The organism is Phreatobacter sp. (assembly GCF_027532945.1).
In the GTDB taxonomy this organism is placed as follows: domain Bacteria; phylum Pseudomonadota; class Alphaproteobacteria; order Rhizobiales; family Phreatobacteraceae; genus Phreatobacter.
This window is the reverse complement of sequence record NZ_JAPZTZ010000012.1, coordinates 54,239-71,838: the sequence shown is the minus strand read 5'-3', so window position 1 is coordinate 71,838 and position 17,600 is coordinate 54,239. Positions and strand designations below refer to the sequence as shown.

17 protein-coding genes are annotated in these 17,600 nt (G+C 68.3%); 11 read left to right on the top strand and 6 right to left on the bottom strand.

The window, feature by feature from the left end; genetic code table 11:
* The first annotated feature begins 158 nt into the window (after positions 1–158).
* Positions 159–497, top strand: a complete 339-nt coding sequence (locus tag O9344_RS09120) for a phasin family protein (RefSeq protein WP_298475521.1) — start codon at positions 159–161, stop codon at positions 495–497.
* A gap of 87 nt (positions 498–584) precedes the next feature.
* Here the strand turns inward: O9344_RS09120 and O9344_RS09115 are convergent, their stop codons facing one another.
* From O9344_RS09115 to O9344_RS09090, 6 genes are all read right to left on the bottom strand, one after another.
* Positions 585–1,790 (bottom strand): VWA domain-containing protein, encoded by a 1,206-nt coding sequence (locus O9344_RS09115; protein ID WP_298475518.1) that lies wholly within the window; start codon positions 1,788–1,790, stop codon positions 585–587.
* A gap of 176 nt (positions 1,791–1,966) precedes the next feature.
* A complete protein-coding gene (gene trpC, locus O9344_RS09110) occupies positions 1,967–2,755 on the bottom strand; it encodes an indole-3-glycerol phosphate synthase TrpC (RefSeq protein WP_298475515.1) in 789 nt (262 codons plus the stop codon).
* A gap of 11 nt (positions 2,756–2,766) precedes the next feature.
* Positions 2,767–3,783 carry an anthranilate phosphoribosyltransferase gene (gene trpD / locus O9344_RS09105; protein ID WP_298475512.1) on the bottom strand — a complete coding sequence of 339 codons (1,017 nt, stop codon included), beginning with the start codon at positions 3,781–3,783 and terminating at the stop codon, positions 2,767–2,769.
* Positions 3,783–4,400 (bottom strand): aminodeoxychorismate/anthranilate synthase component II, encoded by a 618-nt coding sequence (locus O9344_RS09100; RefSeq protein ID WP_298475509.1) that lies wholly within the window; start codon positions 4,398–4,400, stop codon positions 3,783–3,785. The genes trpD and O9344_RS09100 overlap by 1 nt, the downstream gene beginning before the upstream one ends.
* Positions 4,397–5,911 carry an anthranilate synthase component I gene (gene trpE, locus O9344_RS09095; RefSeq protein WP_298475506.1) on the bottom strand — a complete coding sequence of 505 codons (1,515 nt, stop codon included), beginning with the start codon at positions 5,909–5,911 and terminating at the stop codon, positions 4,397–4,399. The genes O9344_RS09100 and trpE overlap by 4 nt, the downstream gene beginning before the upstream one ends.
* 19 nt (positions 5,912–5,930) lie before the next feature.
* Positions 5,931–7,817, bottom strand: coding sequence for a peptidylprolyl isomerase (locus O9344_RS09090; protein WP_298475503.1), 1,887 nt, complete (start codon positions 7,815–7,817; stop codon positions 5,931–5,933).
* A gap of 159 nt (positions 7,818–7,976) precedes the next feature.
* On the opposite strand from O9344_RS09090, the gene tpiA reads away from it, so the two are divergent.
* The 10 genes from tpiA to glmU all read left to right on the top strand — a co-directional run bounded on the left by tpiA (position 7,977) and on the right by glmU (position 17,320).
* Entirely contained in the window at positions 7,977–8,735 is a 759-nt protein-coding gene (gene tpiA / locus O9344_RS09085; protein ID WP_298475812.1) for a triose-phosphate isomerase, read from the top strand.
* A gap of 10 nt (positions 8,736–8,745) precedes the next feature.
* Positions 8,746–10,164, top strand: a complete 1,419-nt coding sequence (gene mdtD, locus O9344_RS09080) for a multidrug transporter subunit MdtD (protein ID WP_298475501.1) — start codon at positions 8,746–8,748, stop codon at positions 10,162–10,164.
* A gap of 105 nt (positions 10,165–10,269) precedes the next feature.
* Positions 10,270–10,692, top strand: a complete 423-nt coding sequence (secG, locus tag O9344_RS09075; RefSeq protein WP_298475499.1) for a preprotein translocase subunit SecG — start codon at positions 10,270–10,272, stop codon at positions 10,690–10,692.
* 188 nt (positions 10,693–10,880) lie between these two features.
* The gene (locus O9344_RS09070; protein ID WP_298475497.1) at positions 10,881–12,509 is read left to right on the top strand and encodes a CTP synthase; all 1,629 of its coding nucleotides are present in this window, start codon (positions 10,881–10,883) and stop codon (positions 12,507–12,509) included.
* On the top strand, positions 12,509–12,853 hold the full coding sequence (locus tag O9344_RS09065) for a DUF1190 domain-containing protein (protein WP_298475495.1): 345 nt from the start codon (positions 12,509–12,511) through the stop codon (positions 12,851–12,853). The genes O9344_RS09070 and O9344_RS09065 overlap by 1 nt, the downstream gene beginning before the upstream one ends.
* A 33-nt stretch (positions 12,854–12,886) precedes the next feature.
* The gene (locus O9344_RS09060) at positions 12,887–13,294 is read left to right on the top strand and encodes a DUF350 domain-containing protein (RefSeq protein ID WP_298475493.1); all 408 of its coding nucleotides are present in this window, start codon (positions 12,887–12,889) and stop codon (positions 13,292–13,294) included.
* Between the two features lie 9 nt (positions 13,295–13,303).
* Positions 13,304–13,798 (top strand): hypothetical protein, encoded by a 495-nt coding sequence (locus O9344_RS09055; protein WP_298475489.1) that lies wholly within the window; start codon positions 13,304–13,306, stop codon positions 13,796–13,798.
* Position 13,799: 1 nt separating this feature from the next.
* Positions 13,800–14,960 (top strand): glutathionylspermidine synthase family protein, encoded by a 1,161-nt coding sequence (locus O9344_RS09050; protein WP_298475486.1) that lies wholly within the window; start codon positions 13,800–13,802, stop codon positions 14,958–14,960.
* 84 nt (positions 14,961–15,044) lie between these two features.
* Positions 15,045–15,887 carry a 3-deoxy-8-phosphooctulonate synthase gene (gene kdsA / locus O9344_RS09045; protein ID WP_298475810.1) on the top strand — a complete coding sequence of 281 codons (843 nt, stop codon included), beginning with the start codon at positions 15,045–15,047 and terminating at the stop codon, positions 15,885–15,887.
* 56 nt (positions 15,888–15,943) lie between these two features.
* Positions 15,944–17,320, top strand: coding sequence for a bifunctional UDP-N-acetylglucosamine diphosphorylase/glucosamine-1-phosphate N-acetyltransferase GlmU (glmU, locus tag O9344_RS09040; protein ID WP_298475483.1), 1,377 nt, complete (start codon positions 15,944–15,946; stop codon positions 17,318–17,320).
* Positions 17,321–17,600: the final 280 nt, after the last annotated feature.

The window sequence follows — 17,600 nt, the reverse complement described above, 5'->3', positions numbered from 1 at the left end:
ATGACGGCCGAGGGATCGCCCCGCTCCGTCCAAAGGAAGATGGTGCAGTGCAAAAGAGTTAATTGACGCAGTGCAGCATTGCGCATAGACGTCACGCAGGTCGGACGGCGACGCCCCCGAGGCGCTCTTCCACCTCATTCAGCGCGAGGAGAACGGCCATGGCCCAGAATTTCGACGACGTGCAGAAGCTCGGCAAGGACGGCATGGACAATGCCGTGAAGACCATGACTGCCCTCACCAAGGGCTATCAGGCGATTGCCGCCGAGATGGTGGACTATTCCAAGAAGGCTTTCGAGGACGGCTCCTCCACGATGGAGAAGATCGCCGCCGTGAAGTCGCTCGACAAGGCCATTGAGGTCCAGTCGGACTACGTGAAGGCCAGCTACGAGGCGGCCGTCGCCCGCGCCACCAAGATCGGCGAACTCTACCAGGACCTCATGAAGGAGGTCTTCAAGCCCTACGAGGGCCTCGTCGGCAAGATCGTGCCGGTGAAGTGATCTCTCCGACATCGTCGGACAGGCGAAGGCCCGGTGCTTGCACCGGGCCTTTTTGTTATGTCGCCCCGGTGAGGGGCGCTGGCCGGATCACTGGGTAAGGCGCAGCTGGCCAATCTCCGCGGCGATGCGCTGGAAGACCGGGACGAGTTCGGCCGCGGTGGAGACGTTGTAGTACATGGTCGTGGCCGACGCGCAGCGGCGCAGCAGGGCCTCGTCGCCATTGATGACTCGCACCGTATAGAGGCGGATGCCGTTCGCCTTGGTATTGGCGCAGGCGAGGTCGGTGCGCGCATCGATCGTGGATCCGGTCGTGGTCCAGCGGTTCTGCGTGTTGTCGCCATCGGTGAGCAGGATGATGATCCGCTCGAGGTCCGGCTCGGTGGCCAGCGTCCGCGCCTCGGTGAGCGGCAGGTTGGGGGTCAGCATGTGGAAACCCCAGACGAGGCCAATCGTGACGTTGGTGTTGCCTGAGGGCTGCATGGCGTCGATGCGGGTCTTCAGCGCCGTCCAGTCTGTGGTCAGCGGCATCAGCGCGGCGAGCGTCGAGGTCGTGCAGTTGCGTGCGCGGAACAGCGTCGCCGCGTCGGCGGTGGTCGGCGTCGTGTCGGCGACGTCGTGGCTCTGGTCGCGATCGGTGACGCAGCCTGTCCAGGTGCTTGAGGTGACGGTCGTGCCGGCATAGGTGAGCCAGCTCTCGTTCCGGTAGCCGGTGCCGATGCGCACCTGCGTGTCGAAGGGAACGATGCCGATGCGCACCGCATCCGGACGGTTCGACACCGAGGACATGGTGTCGATCAGGTTCTTCGCCGCCGTCTTCAGCGCCGTCATCTTGCCGGAGCTCGCCATGGAGCCGGTGTTGTCGAGCACCAGCACCATGTCGATCTTCTTGGTGCGCCAGGTCGCGCCCGCGGTGCCGCGGATCGTCAGGTCGTTGGCAGTGAGCAGGCCGGGGATCATGGCGTTGAGATTGCCGGTGCCGCTGACGCGCACATTGGTGTCGTCCTTGGTGGCGACGATCTGGACGTTGAGCAGCTCGGACGGATTGATGTTGCCGATGACAAACTGGCGGGCGGCGGCAGACAGATCGCTCGGCGCCTTGCCGTCGGCGACGAGGCGGGCGACGAAGAGGGCGGCAGCGTCGAGGGCTGCCTGAAGGCGCGCCTGCTGCTGGCTCATGCGGCTGAGATCGACCGCCGCACAGATCATCATGACGACGGGATAGAGCGCCACCGCGAAGACCACCGCGAGGGCACCGCGTCGATCACGCCTGAAGCGAGAGATGATGTTCCACATGGGGCGACCCCTGATCTGCGACCGGGGGCACCCTAGGCGGTCATCGCATAAGCATTCGGAATCGCACGCGAATCAATTGTTCAAGTGTTTGCCGTGAGGGGGTTACCGGTCCTTAACCCTGTCGGCCCGGTTTTAGCGCGCAGGCGCTGGGGAACCCCTGCCGAGGAACCCTCGCGTTACGTCAGAAGCGCCTTTGTCGCTGACGCAACGTCACTCTGGCGCATCAGGCTCTCGCCGACGAGCAGGGTCCGGATGCCGACGGCAGCCAGACGCGCCACGTCGGCGGGTGTGAAGATACCGCTTTCGCCGACAATGATCCGGTCGGATGGAATGCGCGGGGCGAGGCGTTCGGAGGTCGCAAGCGAGACCTCGAAAGAGCGGAGGTCGCGGTTGTTGATGCCGATGAGGCGGGAGGGCAGGGCGAGCGCCCGGTCCAGTTCGGCGTCATCGTGAACCTCGATCAGCGCGTCCATGCCGTAGTTGCTGGCGGCGGCGACGAGTTCACCCGCCAGCACATCGTCCACCGAGGCCATGATGATGAGGATGCAGTCGGCACCCCAGGCGCGCGCTTCCGCCACCTGGTAGGGGTCGTGCATGAAGTCCTTGCGCAAAGCCGGCAGTGAGCAGGCCTTGCGGGCGGCGGTGAGGAATTCCGGTGCGCCCTGGAAGGAGGGGGCATCGGTCAGAACGGAGAGGCAGGCCGCGCCGCCCGCCTCATAGGCGATGGCCAGCGCGGGCGGGTCGAAATCGGCGCGGATGAGCCCCTTGGAAGGGCTCGCCTTCTTGATCTCGGCGATGAGCGCCGTGCGGCCAGCTGCATGGGCCGCCGTGAGGGCGCCGGCGAAGGGGCGCACCGGATCGGCGGAGCGGGCTTCGGCATCCACCACCCAGAAGGGCTTGAGGCGCTTCGCCGCGGCGATCTCCTCGCGCTTGTAGGTCTCGATCGCCTTGAGGATATCGGCCATGGCTGAAGTCCTCAGGCGGTGGCCGAAACGGCGACGAGCTGGTCGAGCCGCTTGGCGGCGGCGCCGCTGTCGAGGGCGGCGGTGGCCATGGCATAGCCCTCGGGCAGTGTTGCGGCCTTGCCGCTCACCACCAGGGCGGCGGCGGCGTTGAGGGCGGCGACGTCCCGATAGGCGTTGCGGGCTCCGGTGAGAACAGCGCGCAGCTGCATGGCATTGTGGGCGGCATCGCCACCCTTCAGGTCCTCGGGCCGGCAGAGGCCGAGACCGACATCCTCGGGCCGCACGGTGAAGGTGCGGATCTGGCCGCCCTTCAGTTCGGCGACGGCGCTGGGACCGGTGCCGGTCATCTCGTCGAGACCGTCGGAGCCATGGACCACCCAGGCATGGGACGAGCCGAGATTGGCGAGCACGGCGGCGAGCGGCTCCACCCACTGGCCGGCGAAGACACCGACCATCTGGCGGCGGACACCGGCCGGGTTCGACAGCGGCCCAAGCAAGTTGAAGATGGTGCGAGTGCCGAGCTCCACGCGGGTCGGGCCGACATGCTTCATGGCGGGATGGTGGGCGGGCGCGAACATGAAGCCGATGCCGGCCTCGCGGATGCAGCGGGAGATGCCCTCGGGCGCGAGGTCGATCTTCACGCCGAGGGCCATGAGGCAATCGGCAGCGCCCGATCGCGAGGAGAGGGCACGGTTGCCGTGCTTCGCCACCGGAACACCGGCGCCCGCCACGATGAAGGCGGCGCAGGTGGAGATGTTGAGGGAGTGGGAGGCATCGCCTCCGGTGCCGACCACATCGACGGCATCGACGGGCGCGTCGACCCGCACCATCTTGGCGCGCATGGTGTCCACTGCCGCGGTGATCTCGTCGACGGTCTCACCGCGCACGCGCAGCGCCATGAGGAAACCGCCGATCTGCGAGGGCGTGGCATTGCCCGACATGATCTGGTCGAAGGCCGAGGTTGCCTCGTCGCGCGACAGCGTCGCGCCGGTGCCGACCTTGGCTATCAGGGTCTTGAAACTGTCCATCAGCGGCGTCCCTGGCTGCGGTTCCATGCGGCCGCGAGGTCGAGGAAGGTGGCGATCATGCGGTGGCCGTGCTCGGAGGCGATGCTCTCGGGATGGAACTGCACGCCATGGACGGGCCGCGTGCGGTGCATCAGGCCCTGGATCACGCCGTCCTCGGATTCGGCGGTGATCTCGAGATCGGACGGCCAGGTGTCGCGGTCGACGGTGAGCGAGTGATAGCGCGTCGCCTGGAACGGCCCGTTGATGCCGCGGAAGACGCTGCGGCCCTTGTGGGCAATGGTCGACATCTTGCCGTGCATGGGCTTCGGCGCGCGAACGACATGGCCGCCGAAGGCCTGGCCCATGGCCTGGTGGCCGAGACAGACGCCGAAGATGGGGATCGTCGCCGAGGCCTTGTCGATGAGGTCGAGGCAGATGCCGGCCTCGTTGGGCGAGCAGGGGCCGGGCGAGAGCACGATGGCGTCGGGGTCGCCGGCGATCACCGCATCGGCCGTGATCTTGTCGTTGCGCACCACCTCGACCTCGGGCCGCACGCCGCCGCCAAGGTCCTGGCCGCCGATATAGTGGACGAGGTTCCAGGTGAAGCTGTCGTAATTGTCGATGAGGGTGATCTTCACTGGCCCCTCCCGACCCGGGCCGTCTTCACCGCCACGTCGGCGGCGTGGACCAGCGCCTTGGCCTTGTTGACGCACTCGGCCTGTTCCGAGGCGTTGACGCTGTCGGCGACGATGCCGGCGCCGGCCTGGACATACATCTGCCCGTCCTTGACCACCGCCGTGCGCAGCACGATGCAGGTGTCCATGGCGCCGGTGGCGGAGAAATAGCCGACGCAGCCGGCATAGAGGCCGCGCTTTTCCTTCTCCAGCTCGTCGATGATCTGCATGGCCCGCACCTTCGGCGCGCCGGAGACCGTGCCGGCGGGAAAGCCCGCCATCATCGCGTCGATGAGGTCATGCTTCGGGTCGAGTTCGCCCTCGACATTCGAGACGATGTGCATGACGTGGGAATAGTGCTCGAGGAAGAAGCGGTCGGTGACGGAGACCGTGCCGATCTTCGCAACGCGGCCGACATCGTTGCGGCCGAGGTCGAGCAGCATGAGATGTTCGGAGAGCTCCTTCGGATCGGCGAGCAGTTCCTCGCCGAGGCGCTTGTCCTCGGCCGGCGTTGCTCCGCGCGGCCGGGTTCCGGCGATCGGGCGGATCGTCACCTTACCGTCCCGCACCCGCACCAGGATCTCCGGCGAGGAGCCGGCGACCGAAAAACCCTCGAAGGCGAGATAGTAGAGGAAGGGCGAGGGGTTAACCCGCCGCAGCGCCCGGTAGAGGGAGAAGGGCGGCAGGGTGAAGGGCGTCGAGAAGCGCTGCGACAGCACGACCTGGAAGATGTCGCCCGCGGCGATGTAGTCCTTCGCCCGGTCCACCATGGCCGAATAATCGGCGGGCGAGGTGTTGGAGACGAGGCCCGCCATGATCTCCGCGTGATCGGGCAGGGGAGTCTGCTTGTCGAGCGGGCTGTCCAGCGCGTCGATGACGGTGCCGAGCCGATTCACGGCGCGGTCATAGGCCTGCTTGGCCGAGGTGCCCGCCTGCGGGCGGACGGGGGTGACGACGGTGATCTGGTCCTTCACCGCGTCGAAGACGAGGACCACGGTCGGGCGGATGAAGAGCGCGTCGGGGAGCCCCAGCGGGTCCGGGCCGACATGGGGCAGGTGCTCCATCTGGCGCACCATGTCGTAGCCGAGATAGCCGAAGACGCCGGCGGCCATGGGCGGCAGGCTCTCCGGCATGTCAATGCGGCTGTCGGCGAGGAGCTGGCGCAACTCGTCGAGCGGGGCTGCGGCGAGCGGGGCGAAAGCGTTGCGATCGGCCCCGGGCCGGCGGTTCACCTCGGCGACGCCGTCGCGGCAGCGCCAGATCAGGTCCGGCTCCATGCCCAGCACCGAATAGCGGCCCTTGATGGCGCCGCCCTCGACGGATTCGAGCAGGAAGGCGTTGGTCTTCGCACCTGCGATCTTCAGATAGGCGGAGACCGGCGTCTCGAGATCGGAGACGAGCGTCGTCCACACCACCTGCGGCTTCCCCGCATCGTGGAGGGGCGCGAAGGCCTCGAAGGCCGGCTCGATCTGCATGACGGCCTCTCCGGCGACCTCAGCGGGTCTCGGTGGTGCCGCCGACCGCCCGGTTGAGGAGCGTGCGGTTGACGGTGGAGCCGAAATCGCGCTGCAGGCGGGCGATGTACTGGCCGAGGACGTCGTCCTCGATGGACTGCGAGAGCTGGTCGCGGGTGCGGGTGTCGAGCGTCGCATCCGCCGGCAGGACGATCTCGGTCGGCACGAAGACGAGGCGATCGATGCCATCGGCGGCGGTGACGGTCCCGGCCTGGCCCTTGCCCGTGACGAAGAGCATCTGCACGGCGGCCGAGCCCCAGGTGCCGTCGGTGGACGAGCGCTTCAGAACCGGCGTGGTGCGGACCTCGAGGCCGAGCGGCTGGGCGACCTCGGCGAGGGGCTTGCCGGCGCGGATGGCGGTCGCCAGCTGGTCGGCTGCCTTGCCGATGCGCACCTTCACCTCGTCCTCGCGCCAGCGCGCCTCGACCTGCGCGCGCACCTCGTCGAGGGCGCGGTCGCGGGCCGGCGTCACCGAGGAGACCTCGAACCAGGCCCAGAGGCCTGTCTCGCGGTTGTTGACCGGTTCATTCTCAAGGCCGACCTCGGCGCGGAAGGCGGGAGCGAGGAAGTCCGAGGCGCCGGGGAGGTTCAGCTGGACCTCCTGGGGATCGCGGCCCTGCTGGTCGACAGCATCGACCGTGGTGACGGGCACGCCGACCTTGGCGGCGATGTCGGCGAGCGGCAGGCCGCTGGAGCGCTCCTTCTCAATCCGGTCGTGCAGGTCGTTGACGGCGTTGCGGGCCATGGTCGTGGCGATGGTCATCCGCGCCTGCTCCGCGGCCTGGGCCGCGTTGAACGGCTCGACCTTGGAGGCGCGCAAGAGGACGATGCCGAAGCGGCCGCGGACGGGGGCGGAGACCGCGCCCTCGGCGAGGGCGAAGGCGGCGTCGCGCACGGCCGGGTCGGCAATGTTGTTGCGGGCGAGGCTGCCGAGTGTCAGGTCGGTCTCGGAGACGCCGCGCTCCTTGGCGAGGTCCTCGAAGGCGAGGCCCTCGGCGACGCGCTTCGCCGCCGCCTCCGCCTCCTCGACCGAGGGGAAGGTCAGCTGCTGGATGGTGCGGCGCTCGGCCGCCTCGCGCAGGCGGGCGACCTCCTCGGCGATCTGCGCCTCCGGCACCTGCATGAAGCCGAGCTGGTCCTGCGGCGACAGCGTCACCACCACGAGCTTGCGATATTCGGGAGCGCGGAAGAGCTGCTTGTTGGCGTCGAAATAGGACTGGAGCGTCGCGGCATCCGGGGCGGGGACATCGCCGGCCTCGCGGGCGCCAACAACCACGAACTGCGCCTGGCGCGCTTCGTTCTGGTAGCGCGTCATCGCGTCGATTAGGATCTGCGGCGAGGTCATCTTGTCGGAGACGGCACCGGCGATCTGCTGGCGCAGGGCGACGCGGCGCTCGGCATCGACATAGGTCTGCTCGGTGAAGCCGCTCTGGCGCAGCGCCTCCTGGAAGGCGTTGCGGTCGAACTGGCCGGTCGGGCCGCGGAAGGCGGGGGTGGTGACGATGCGGTTGCGGATCGTATCGTCGTCGATGCCGAGGCCGAGCTGGCGGCCGCGCTCATCGAGCGTCGCTTCGGTGACGAGCTGGTTGATCACGCGCTGGTCGATGCCGAACTGGCGCGCCTGGTCGGGCGTGATGCCGCGGCCGATCATGCGGCCGAGATTCTGCACCTCGCGATTGTAGGCGGTCTGGAAGGTCTGCACCGAGATCTGCGTGCCGCCGACGCTCGCCACCGTCGTCTGCGTCCCGCCGCGGAAGATGTCGCCGATGCCCCAGACGGCGAAGGACAGCACGAGGATGCCCATCAGGGCGATGAGCACGAAGCGGGCGAAGCCCTTCTCGAAGGCGCTGCGAAGGCCGGTCAACATGCCGGGCTGATCTCCTGCGGGCGGCCACGAGGGCCGGAGGGGGCGAAAAAGTCGGCGGAGCATAGTGATGGTGCTCCTGCCCGGCAAGCATGGCTGGTGGCACGCGCGCGGCGCTTCTGCTAGGGGGCGCACCGACCCATCTTGGCCTCATACAAGGAGATTTCCATGGCCCTGCGCCCGCTCGTCGCCGGCAACTGGAAGATGAACGGCACCCGCGCCTTCCTGAAGGAGCTGGTGGCGATGGGGGAGGCCTATGACGCCACCCTCAAGGCGAAGGTCGAGTTGATGATCTGCCCGCCGGCGCAACTGCTCTTCACCGCCGCTGCGGCGACGCTCGGCAGCCGCATCGCCATCGGCGGTCAGGACTGCCACACCGCGACCTCCGGGGCCTATACCGGCGAGATCTCGGCCGAGATGCTCGCCGATGCGGGGGCGACGGCGGTCATCCTCGGCCATTCCGAGCGCCGGCAATATTTCCGCGAGACCGACGCCCTCGTCGCCGAGAAGGCGGCTGCCGCCCATCGCGCCGGGCTCCTCGCGATCATCTGCGTCGGCGAGACGCAGGCCGAGCGCGAGGCCGGGAAGACCCTCGCCGTGGTCGGCCGGCAGGTTGCCCGTTCGATCCCTGAGGGCGCGACGCCCGACACCGTGGTCGTCGCCTATGAGCCGGTCTGGGCCATCGGCACCGGCCTGACGCCAACCACCGCCGACGTTGCCGAGGTCCATGCCCTCATCCGCAAGAAGCTGGTCGCGCGCCATGGCAAGCAGGCCGCCGGCATCCGCATCCTCTATGGCGGCTCGGTGAAGCCCTCCAACGCCAAGGAGCTGATGAGTGTGCCGAATGTCGACGGTGCTCTCGTCGGCGGTGCGAGCCTGAAGGCGGCGGACTTCCTCGCCATCGCCGCGGCCTATAGGTGAGGGCTTTCGCATGAGTGAGGCCGGCGGCGATCGGCGGTTCAGGATCCTGCTCTGGATCGTCGCCGTCGGCTTCTTCATGCAGACGCTCGACTCGACCATCGTCAACACGGCGCTGCCGTCCATGGCGAAGGCGCTGGGCGAAAGCCCCTTGAGCATGCATTCCGTGGTGATCGCCTATTCGCTCACCATGGCCATGCTGATCCCGGCCTCGGGATGGCTCGCCGACCGCTTCGGCACCCGGCAGGTGTTCCTCGCGGCCATCGTCCTGTTCACCGCCGGTTCGGTCGCCTGCGCCGCCTCGACCACCCTGACGCAGCTCGTCCTGTCGCGCATCCTGCAGGGGGCAGGGGGCGCCATGCTGCTGCCCGTCGGTCGGCTCGTGGTGCTGAAGAGCGTGTCGCGGGACCAGTTTCTGCCCGCCATGAGCTTCGTCGCCATTCCCGGCCTGATCGGACCGCTGATCGGCCCGACGCTCGGCGGCTGGCTCGTGCAAACCGCGTCCTGGCACTGGATCTTCCTCATCAACCTGCCGGTCGGCATTGCCGGCGTCATCGCGACCGTTCTGTTCCTGCCCGACAGCCGGAACCCCGCGATTGGCCGCTTCGACATGGTCGGCTATCTCATGCTGTCGATCGGCATGGTGGCGCTGTCCTTCTCGCTCGACGGGGTGACCGATCTCGGCTTCGAGCGGGCGACCGTGCTCGTCCTGCTGCTCGTCGCCTTCGCGCTCATCACCGGCTACGGCCTCCATGCCCGCCGCCACCCCGACCCGCTCTTTCCGCTGTCGCTGTTCCAGGTCCACACCTACACGGTCGGGCTTCTCGGCAATCTTTTCGCCCGCATCGGTTCGGGCGCCATGCCCTTCCTCATTCCGCTGCTGCTGCAGGTTGGCCTTGGCCACACGCCCGTCGAAGCCGGCATGATGATGTTGCCGGTCGCGGCCATGGCGATGACGGCGAAGCGCGCGGTGACGCGTCTCATCACCCGCTACGGCTACCGTCGCTTCCTCGTCATCAACACCCTTGTCCTCGGGGCGCTGCAGGCTTCGTTCGCGGCGACACCGAGCCTGCCGCTGCCGGCCATGCTGGTGCTGCTCGGCTGCTACGGCGCCGTGAATTCCTTCCAGTTCACCGCCATGAACACCGTGACCCTGCGCGATCTCGACCGGGCAGGGGCGGGGAGCGGCAACAGCCTGTTCTCGATGGTGCAGATGCTCTCCATGAGCCTCGGCGTGACGGTGGCCGGTGCCCTGCTCGGGGCCTATACGTCGCATTTCGGGCCGATCGTTCCCGCCGGCGCACTCACCGCCTTCCGCGCCACCTTCGTGACCATCGGCCTCATCACCTGCCTGTCGGCGACGATCTTCTGGCAGCTCGGGCCCGGCGTCACCGGCAGCGGCGCACAGCCCGATGACGACGAGGCTGGCTGACGCGCCGTCGCACCCCCATATGCTGCGGCGGGGCGCGGGGTAGGCAAGCCCCGTGCGATCGTGTAGAGACCCCCATTCTTTCGAGCCAGGGACCGTTCCGCGGCCATGCAGTCCGTCATCCTCGTCATTCATCTGATGATCGTGCTTGCGCTGATCGTCGTGGTGCTGCTCCAGCGGTCGGAGGGCGGCGGCCTCGGGATGGGCAGCGGCGGCAACTTCATGTCGTCGCGCGGCACGGCCAACGTGCTGACCCGCGCCACCGCCATCCTTGCCGCGGCCTTCTTCTTCACCTCCATCGTGCTGGCCCTGCTCGCCACCCAGGCGCGTGGGCCCCGCTCGCTGCTTGATCGTCCGGCGACCTCGGCGCCTGCCGCTCCGGCGACGCCCGCAGTCCCGGCCTCGCCTGCGGCCCCCTCGGTGCCGCAGTCCGGCGGCCAGGGCGGCACCGGCATGCTCGAGGGCCTTCGTGGCCTGTCGCAGCCGCCGCAGGCGCCCGGTGCGCCGGCAGCTCCCGCGTCGCGTCCCTGAGGCGGCAAAAAACCGGGGACGATCGCTTCGTCCGGGGATCGGGTCCTTGCCAAGGCGGCGGGACCCCTCCATTCACGGGCAGACCAAGAGGGCCGGGCGACCGGCCCTCGTCTTTTTGTGGGGATAGGGTCCGGGCGCCGCGGACTTCGCTACCCGAATCGCCCGGCGCGCCTTAAGGAAGGGGTCCCATGACGCGGTATATCTTCATCACCGGCGGCGTGGTCTCGTCCCTCGGCAAGGGCCTCGCATCAGCCGCCCTCGGAGCGCTCCTGCAGGCGCGCGGCTACACGGTCCGCCTGCGCAAGCTCGACCCCTATCTCAATGTCGATCCGGGCACGATGAGCCCGACCCAGCACGGCGAGGTCTTCGTCACCGACGACGGCGCCGAGACCGATCTCGACCTCGGCCATTACGAGCGCTTCACCGGCCGGCCCTGCTCGCGCGCCGACAACATCACCACGGGCCGCATCTATCTCGACATCATCACCAAGGAGCGGCGCGGCGACTATCTCGGCGCGACGATCCAGGTCATTCCGCACGTCACCGACGCCATCAAGGACTTCGTCCGCACCGGCAACGAGGGCTACGACTTCGTCCTCGTCGAGATTGGCGGCACGGTCGGCGACATCGAGGGCCTGCCGTTCTTCGAGGCCATCCGCCAGCTCGGCAACGAGCTGCCGAAGGGCGACAGTATCTTCGTCCACCTGACGCTGCTGCCCTATATCGCCTCGGCGGGAGAGTTGAAGACCAAGCCGACGCAGCACTCGGTGCAGGAGCTGCGCTCCATCGGCATCGCGCCCGACATCCTGCTCTGCCGCTGCGACCGGCCGATCCCCGAGGGCGAGCGCAAGAAGCTGGCCCTGTTCTGCAACGTGCGCCCCTCCGCCGTGGTCGAGGCGCGCGATGCCGGCTCCATCTACGACGTGCCGATGGCCTATCATCAGGCCGGCCTCGACGATGAGGTGCTGCGCGCCTTCGGCATCGAGGCGAAGGGCGAGCCGGACATGCGCCGCTGGGCGGATGTCTCCTCGCGCGTCCACAACCCCGAGGGCGAGGTCAATATCGCCATCGTCGGCAAGTACACGGGCCTGAAGGACGCCTACAAGTCGCTGATCGAGGCGCTGGCCCATGGCGGCATGGCCAACAAGGTCAAGGTCAACCTCGAGTGGATCGAGAGCGAGGTCTTCGAGCACGAGGATCCCTCGCCCTACCTCCAGGACGTTCACGGCATCCTCGTGCCCGGCGGCTTCGGCCAGCGCGGCGCGGAGGGCAAGATCCGCGCGGCGCGCTTCGCCCGCGAGCGCAAGGTGCCCTATTTCGGCATCTGCTTCGGCATGCAGATGGCGGTGATCGAGGCGGCGCGGAACCTCGCCGGCGTCCCCAACGCCAATTCCACCGAGTTCGGCCCGACGCCGGAGCCGGTGGTGGGCCTGCTCACCGAATGGCTGAAGGGCAACGAGTTGCAGAAGCGCACGTCGGCGAGCGACCTTGGCGGCACGATGCGTCTCGGCGCCTACACCGCCCATCTGAAGCCCGATTCCAGGATCGCCTCGATCTATCGCTCGGACGTCATTTCCGAGCGCCACCGCCACCGCTACGAGGTCAATCTCGACTACCGCAAGCGGCTGGAGGACAAGGGCCTGGTCTTCACCGGCCTGTCGCCGGACGGCGTGCTGCCCGAGACGATCGAATATCCTGACCATCCCTGGTTCATCGGCGTGCAGTATCACCCCGAGCTGAAGAGCCGGCCCTTCGAGCCGCATCCGCTGTTCCGCTCGTTCATCGAGGCGGCGAAAGCCCAGTCGCGGCTCGTGTGATGCGCGCCGTCGCGGTCGCCGGGACGCTGGTCTTCGCGGTGGCCGCCGGGCTCATCGGCTGGGTGGTGTTCACCGGCGGGGAATGCGCCGGGGCCACGGTCCATCGCAGCGTCGAGGCCTGCATATCCGCCGGCCTGCCGCGGGAGCGCTGCGCCACGCTCCTCGCCGAAGCCGACCTTCAATTGTTACAATCTGGACCGGTCTTCGACATGCGCGAGCAATGCGAGGAGCGCTATGTTTCGTGCCAGCGGGCCGCGGGTGCCACGGGATTCGTGCCGCGCGCCAAGGGCTTCTGCCTGAAGGCCGGCCCGCCGGAGCGTCTGGTGCCGGTCTTCGGCCGCTAGAGCCGGGCGAAAGGCGAGGGGGATGAGGGTCGCATGAGAATCGCGGATTATCTCTCTGGCTTTCCTGCCTTCATCGCGCATTTCATCCTCGCGATCGGCTATCTGGTCGCCTACATCGCCATCTACACGGCGGTGACACGCCATGACGAGTTGAAGCTCATTCGCGCCGGCAATGTCGCCGCCGCCATCGCGCTCGGCGGCAGCATCCTCGGTTTCGCCCAGCCGCTGGCAAGCTCGGTCGAGCATTCGCTGTCCATCGTCGACAATGCGCTCTGGGCGATGGTCTCGCTGGTCATCCAGATCGCCGTCTACCTGCTCATCAAGCTGGTCTTCCCCAACCTCAACCACCGCATCAGCAACGGCGAAGTGGGACCTGCGATCCTCTTCGCCGCGCTCAGCATCGCCGCTGGCCAGATCGCGGCGGCGGCCATGTCGACCTGAGAGCGCGCCATGAGCGAGGACGACACCCCAACCCGCAAGCGCTCGATGCTGTTGACCCCGGTCGGCATCGGCACCATGGCGCTGCTCGGCACCGGCACTTTCGCCGCCACGAACGGGTTCGGCCTCGCCAACCGGCCCTGCACGACGCAGCACGTGGCGACGAGCCTGATCCAGTGCCAGGCCCTGGCACCCGGGGCCAATTGCGCAGCGGCCTTTGCCGGCGGCGCTGGCGCGGTCGGCCTCAGCCGGATCGGCGACAACGGCACCTGGCGCGCCCAGCCGCTGCGCGAGATGACCGGCGGCGGCTACCAGATCGTGGGCGGCCTGCCGTTCCAGCCCAATACCTGCCCGGCGCGGTCCTCATCCTCCTCATCCTCGCGCTCCGGCTTCTACTGGGGCGGCGGGTCGTCCTCGACCTCGTCTGGATCGGCGGCCAGCCAGACTTCGGTGTCGCGCGGCGGCTTCGGCACGACGGCGAGCAGCTTCTCGAGCGGGGGCAGCTGAGATGCGCCGCGTCGCCATGCCGGAGCGCCCGCACTGGCGCGAGCTCGCCACCGACTATGGTTTCGACTACGCCCATCCCGACGGCGAGCGCTACTGGGACGAGCGCGCCGCCTATCACTTCACCCTCGCCGAGATCGAGAACGACATCGAGGAGGCGACATCGGAGGTCGTGGCGCTCTGCGGCGAGCTGGTCGGGCGCGCGGTGCGCGATGAGGCCTATCTCAAGCGCCTCGGCATCCCCTCGACCCACTGGCAGTGGATTGCCGACAGTTGGGCGCGTAGCGATCCGAGCCTCTATGGCCGCTTCGACTTCATCTATGGCGGGGCGGGGCCGGCCAAGCTGCTGGAGTTCAACGCCGATACGCCGACCGCGCTCTATGAGGCGGCGGTGTTCCAGTGGCTATGGCTGGAGGATCGCATCAAGGCCGGCGCGCTGCCCGCCGATGCCGACCAGTTCAACAGCCTGCACGACAAGATCATCGCCCGGTTCCGCGCCATGAAGCGCATGGGCACGCTGCACATGACCACCGTCTCCAGCGACACCGAGGACCGCAAGACCGTCGAATATCTTGCGGAATGCGCGGCGGAGGCCGGCCAGCAGGTCCAGCTCATCGACATCGCCGATATCGGCCTCGACGGCGCCGGCCGCTATGTCGACGAGCAGGAACGGACGATCCACGCGATCTTCAAGCTCTATCCCTGGGAATGGCTCATCCGCGAGCAGTTCGGCGCCAGCCTTCCGCAGGCCACGACCCTGTGGGTCGAGCCGCCCTGGAAGATGCTGCTCTCGACCAAGGCCATCCTGCCCGAACTATGGAAGCTCGCGCCCGGCCATCCGAACCTGCTCGAAGCCTATTTCGAGGATGACCCCGATGCCTCGCGCCTTGGGCGGGACCATGTCGCCAAGCCGATCCTCTCCCGCGAGGGCGCGAATGTAGAGATCCGCCGCGGCGGCATCACGGTCGCCGCCCCTGAGGGGCCCTATGACGACCTTCCGCGCGTCGTGCAGGCGCTCGCTCCGGACGCGGTCTTCGACGGGATGCGCCCCGTCATCGGCTCATGGATCGTCGACACCGAGCCGGCCGGCATCGGCATCCGCGAGGACAAGGGCCTCGTGACCGGCAATCGCTCGGCCTTCGTGCCCCACGCCATTATCGGCTGAGGCCGCTGGGTTGATCGCAGGCCCGGCGTCTGCGAGAACCGCGGCCCGGCCGCCCCGGCGGCTCAGCGAAGGATCAGGCCCGTGATGGCAGCTCTCGAACAGGCGACCGTCGAGGTCGGCGGCGTGCGTTTCGGCAACCGCCTGCCGCTGTCGCTGATCGCCGGCCCCTGCGCCATGGAAAGCCGCGACCACGCGCTCGAGGTCGCTTCCGCGCTGAAGGAGATCACCCAGCGGGTCGGCATCGGCCTCGTCTACAAGTCCTCCTTCGACAAGGCGAACCGCACCTCCGGCAAGTCCTCGCGCGGCATCGGCCTCAAGGCGGCAATGCCCGTCTTCGCCGAGGTGAAGGAGAAGCTCGGCCTTCCTGTCATCACCGATGTCCACGAGATCGAGCATTGCGCGGCGGTCGCCGAGGTCATCGACGTGCTGCAGATCCCGGCCTTCCTCTGCCGGCAGACCGACCTCCTGGTCGCGGCGGCCAAGACCGGCCGTGCCGTCAACGTCAAGAAGGGCCAGTTCCTCGCACCCTGGGACATGGCCAATGTCGCCGCCAAGATCCGCGAGGCCGGCAATCCCGGCGTCATGGTCACCGAGCGCGGCGTCTCCTTCGGCTACAACACGCTCGTCTCCGACATGCGGGCTCTGCCGATCATGGCCGAGACCACGGGCGCGCCGGTGATCTTCGATGCCACCCATTCGGTGCAGCAGCCGGGCGGCAAGGGCTCATCGTCGGGTGGCCAGCGCGAATATGTGCCGGTGCTGGCGCGGGCGGCGGTGGCGGTCGGCGTCGCCGGCGTCTTCATCGAGACCCATCCCGATCCCGACAAGGCGCCCTCGGATGGCCCCAACATGGTGCCGCTGAAGCAGATGGAGGGACTGCTGAAGACCCTCGTCGCCTTCGACCGGCTGGCCAAGGGCCTCGGCTGAGGCCCGCCGCCGGCATCGGCTAGACTGTCGCCGCCCCGCCGAATCGGATCCGCCCCATGACCGAACGCACCTGCCTCTCCATCGTCCTTGCCGCCGGCGAGGGCACCCGGATGAAGTCGGCCAAGCCGAAGGTCCTGCACGAGGTCGCCGGCCTGTCGATGGTCGGCCACGTGCTGCGTGCGGTGGCGGCCGCAGGCGGCACGGCTGCTGCCGTCATCGTCGGCCCCGACCGCGAGGATGTCGCCGCCGAAGTGCGTCGGCAGGTGCCGGATGCGACCATCCATGTCCAGCGCGACCGGCTCGGCACCGCCCATGCCGTGCTTCACGCCTGCGAGGTCATCGCCCGCGGCTTCGACGACGTGATCGTCGCGTTTGGCGACACGCCGCTGGTGACGCCTGAGACCTTCGCGCGGCTGCGCGCTGCGCTTCGGGATGGTGCGGCGGTGGCGGTCCTCGGCTTCGAGGCTGCCGATCCCTTCGGCTATGGCCGGCTCGTCATGGAGGGCGGCACGCTCGCGTCCATCGTCGAGGAGAAGGATGCGAGCGAGGCAGAGCGCGCCATCACGCTCTGCAATGGCGGGCTCATGGCGCTCCGCGGCGATGGGGCTCTGGCTTTGCTGGAGCGCATCGGCAATGCCAATGCCAAGGGCGAGTACTACCTCACCGACGCCGTGGCGCTCGCCCGTGCCGCCGGCCTCGCCACCGCCATCGTGCTGGCGCCGGAGGAGGAGGTGAGGGGGGTCAATGACCGCGTCCAGCTCGCCGAGGTCGAGGCCATCGCGCAAGGCCGCCTGCGCGTCGCGGCGATGCGCGGCGGCGTGACGATGGCCGCACCCGAGACCGTCTTCCTCGCCTATGACACCGTGCTCGGCCGGGACGTGTCGCTGGAGCCGCATGTGGTCTTCGGGCCCGGCGTCACCATCGCCGATGACGTGACGATCCGCGCCTATTCGCATCTGGCCGGCTGCACGGTCGCTGCCGGCGCGATCATCGGCCCCTTCGCGCGCATCCGGCCGAAGAGCCGCATCGGCGAGAAGGTCCATATCGGCAATTTCGTCGAGGTGAACCGTACCTCGATCGCCGCCAAGGCCGAGGCGAACCATCTCGCCTATCTCGGCGATGCGACCATCGGCGAGGGCACCAATATCGGCGCCGGCACCATCACCTGCAATTTCGATGGCGCCGACAAGCATCCGACGGTGATTGGCCGGGATGTCTTCGTGGGATCGAATTCGACGCTGGTCGCGCCGCTGACCATCGGCGACGAGGTGCTGATCGCCGCGGGCTCCACCATCACGCTCGATGCCAAGGACGGCGCGCTGGTCTTCGGCCGCGCGAAACAGGCGGGCCTGCCGGGGCGGGGGGCCGAGCGCATTCGCCTGAACAAGGAGCGCCGCGCGGCCCGGAAGGCGAAGGAACAGGGGAAGGGCTGAGGGTCGTGGGTTGCACTTGCGCCAGGCAGGGCACGTTGCTTCGACCGACCTTCACACCTGAACCGCAGCCCGTCTTGCCCGGGCATTATGGCCGGAGGTTCGGCAGACCGGCCGGCTGGCGTCGATCTGCAGGGGGTCTCCTCCCCGCCAACCTGTCTCACAACGTCACAGCAATTCATTTCGCACTGCGGTGCCGCCGCCGTTAAACCCGCCTTGGGGTGTTTCGGCCTATCAAGGGCCGGATTCGGACGGGACCTGCGCCCGCCACGACCGATTTGGA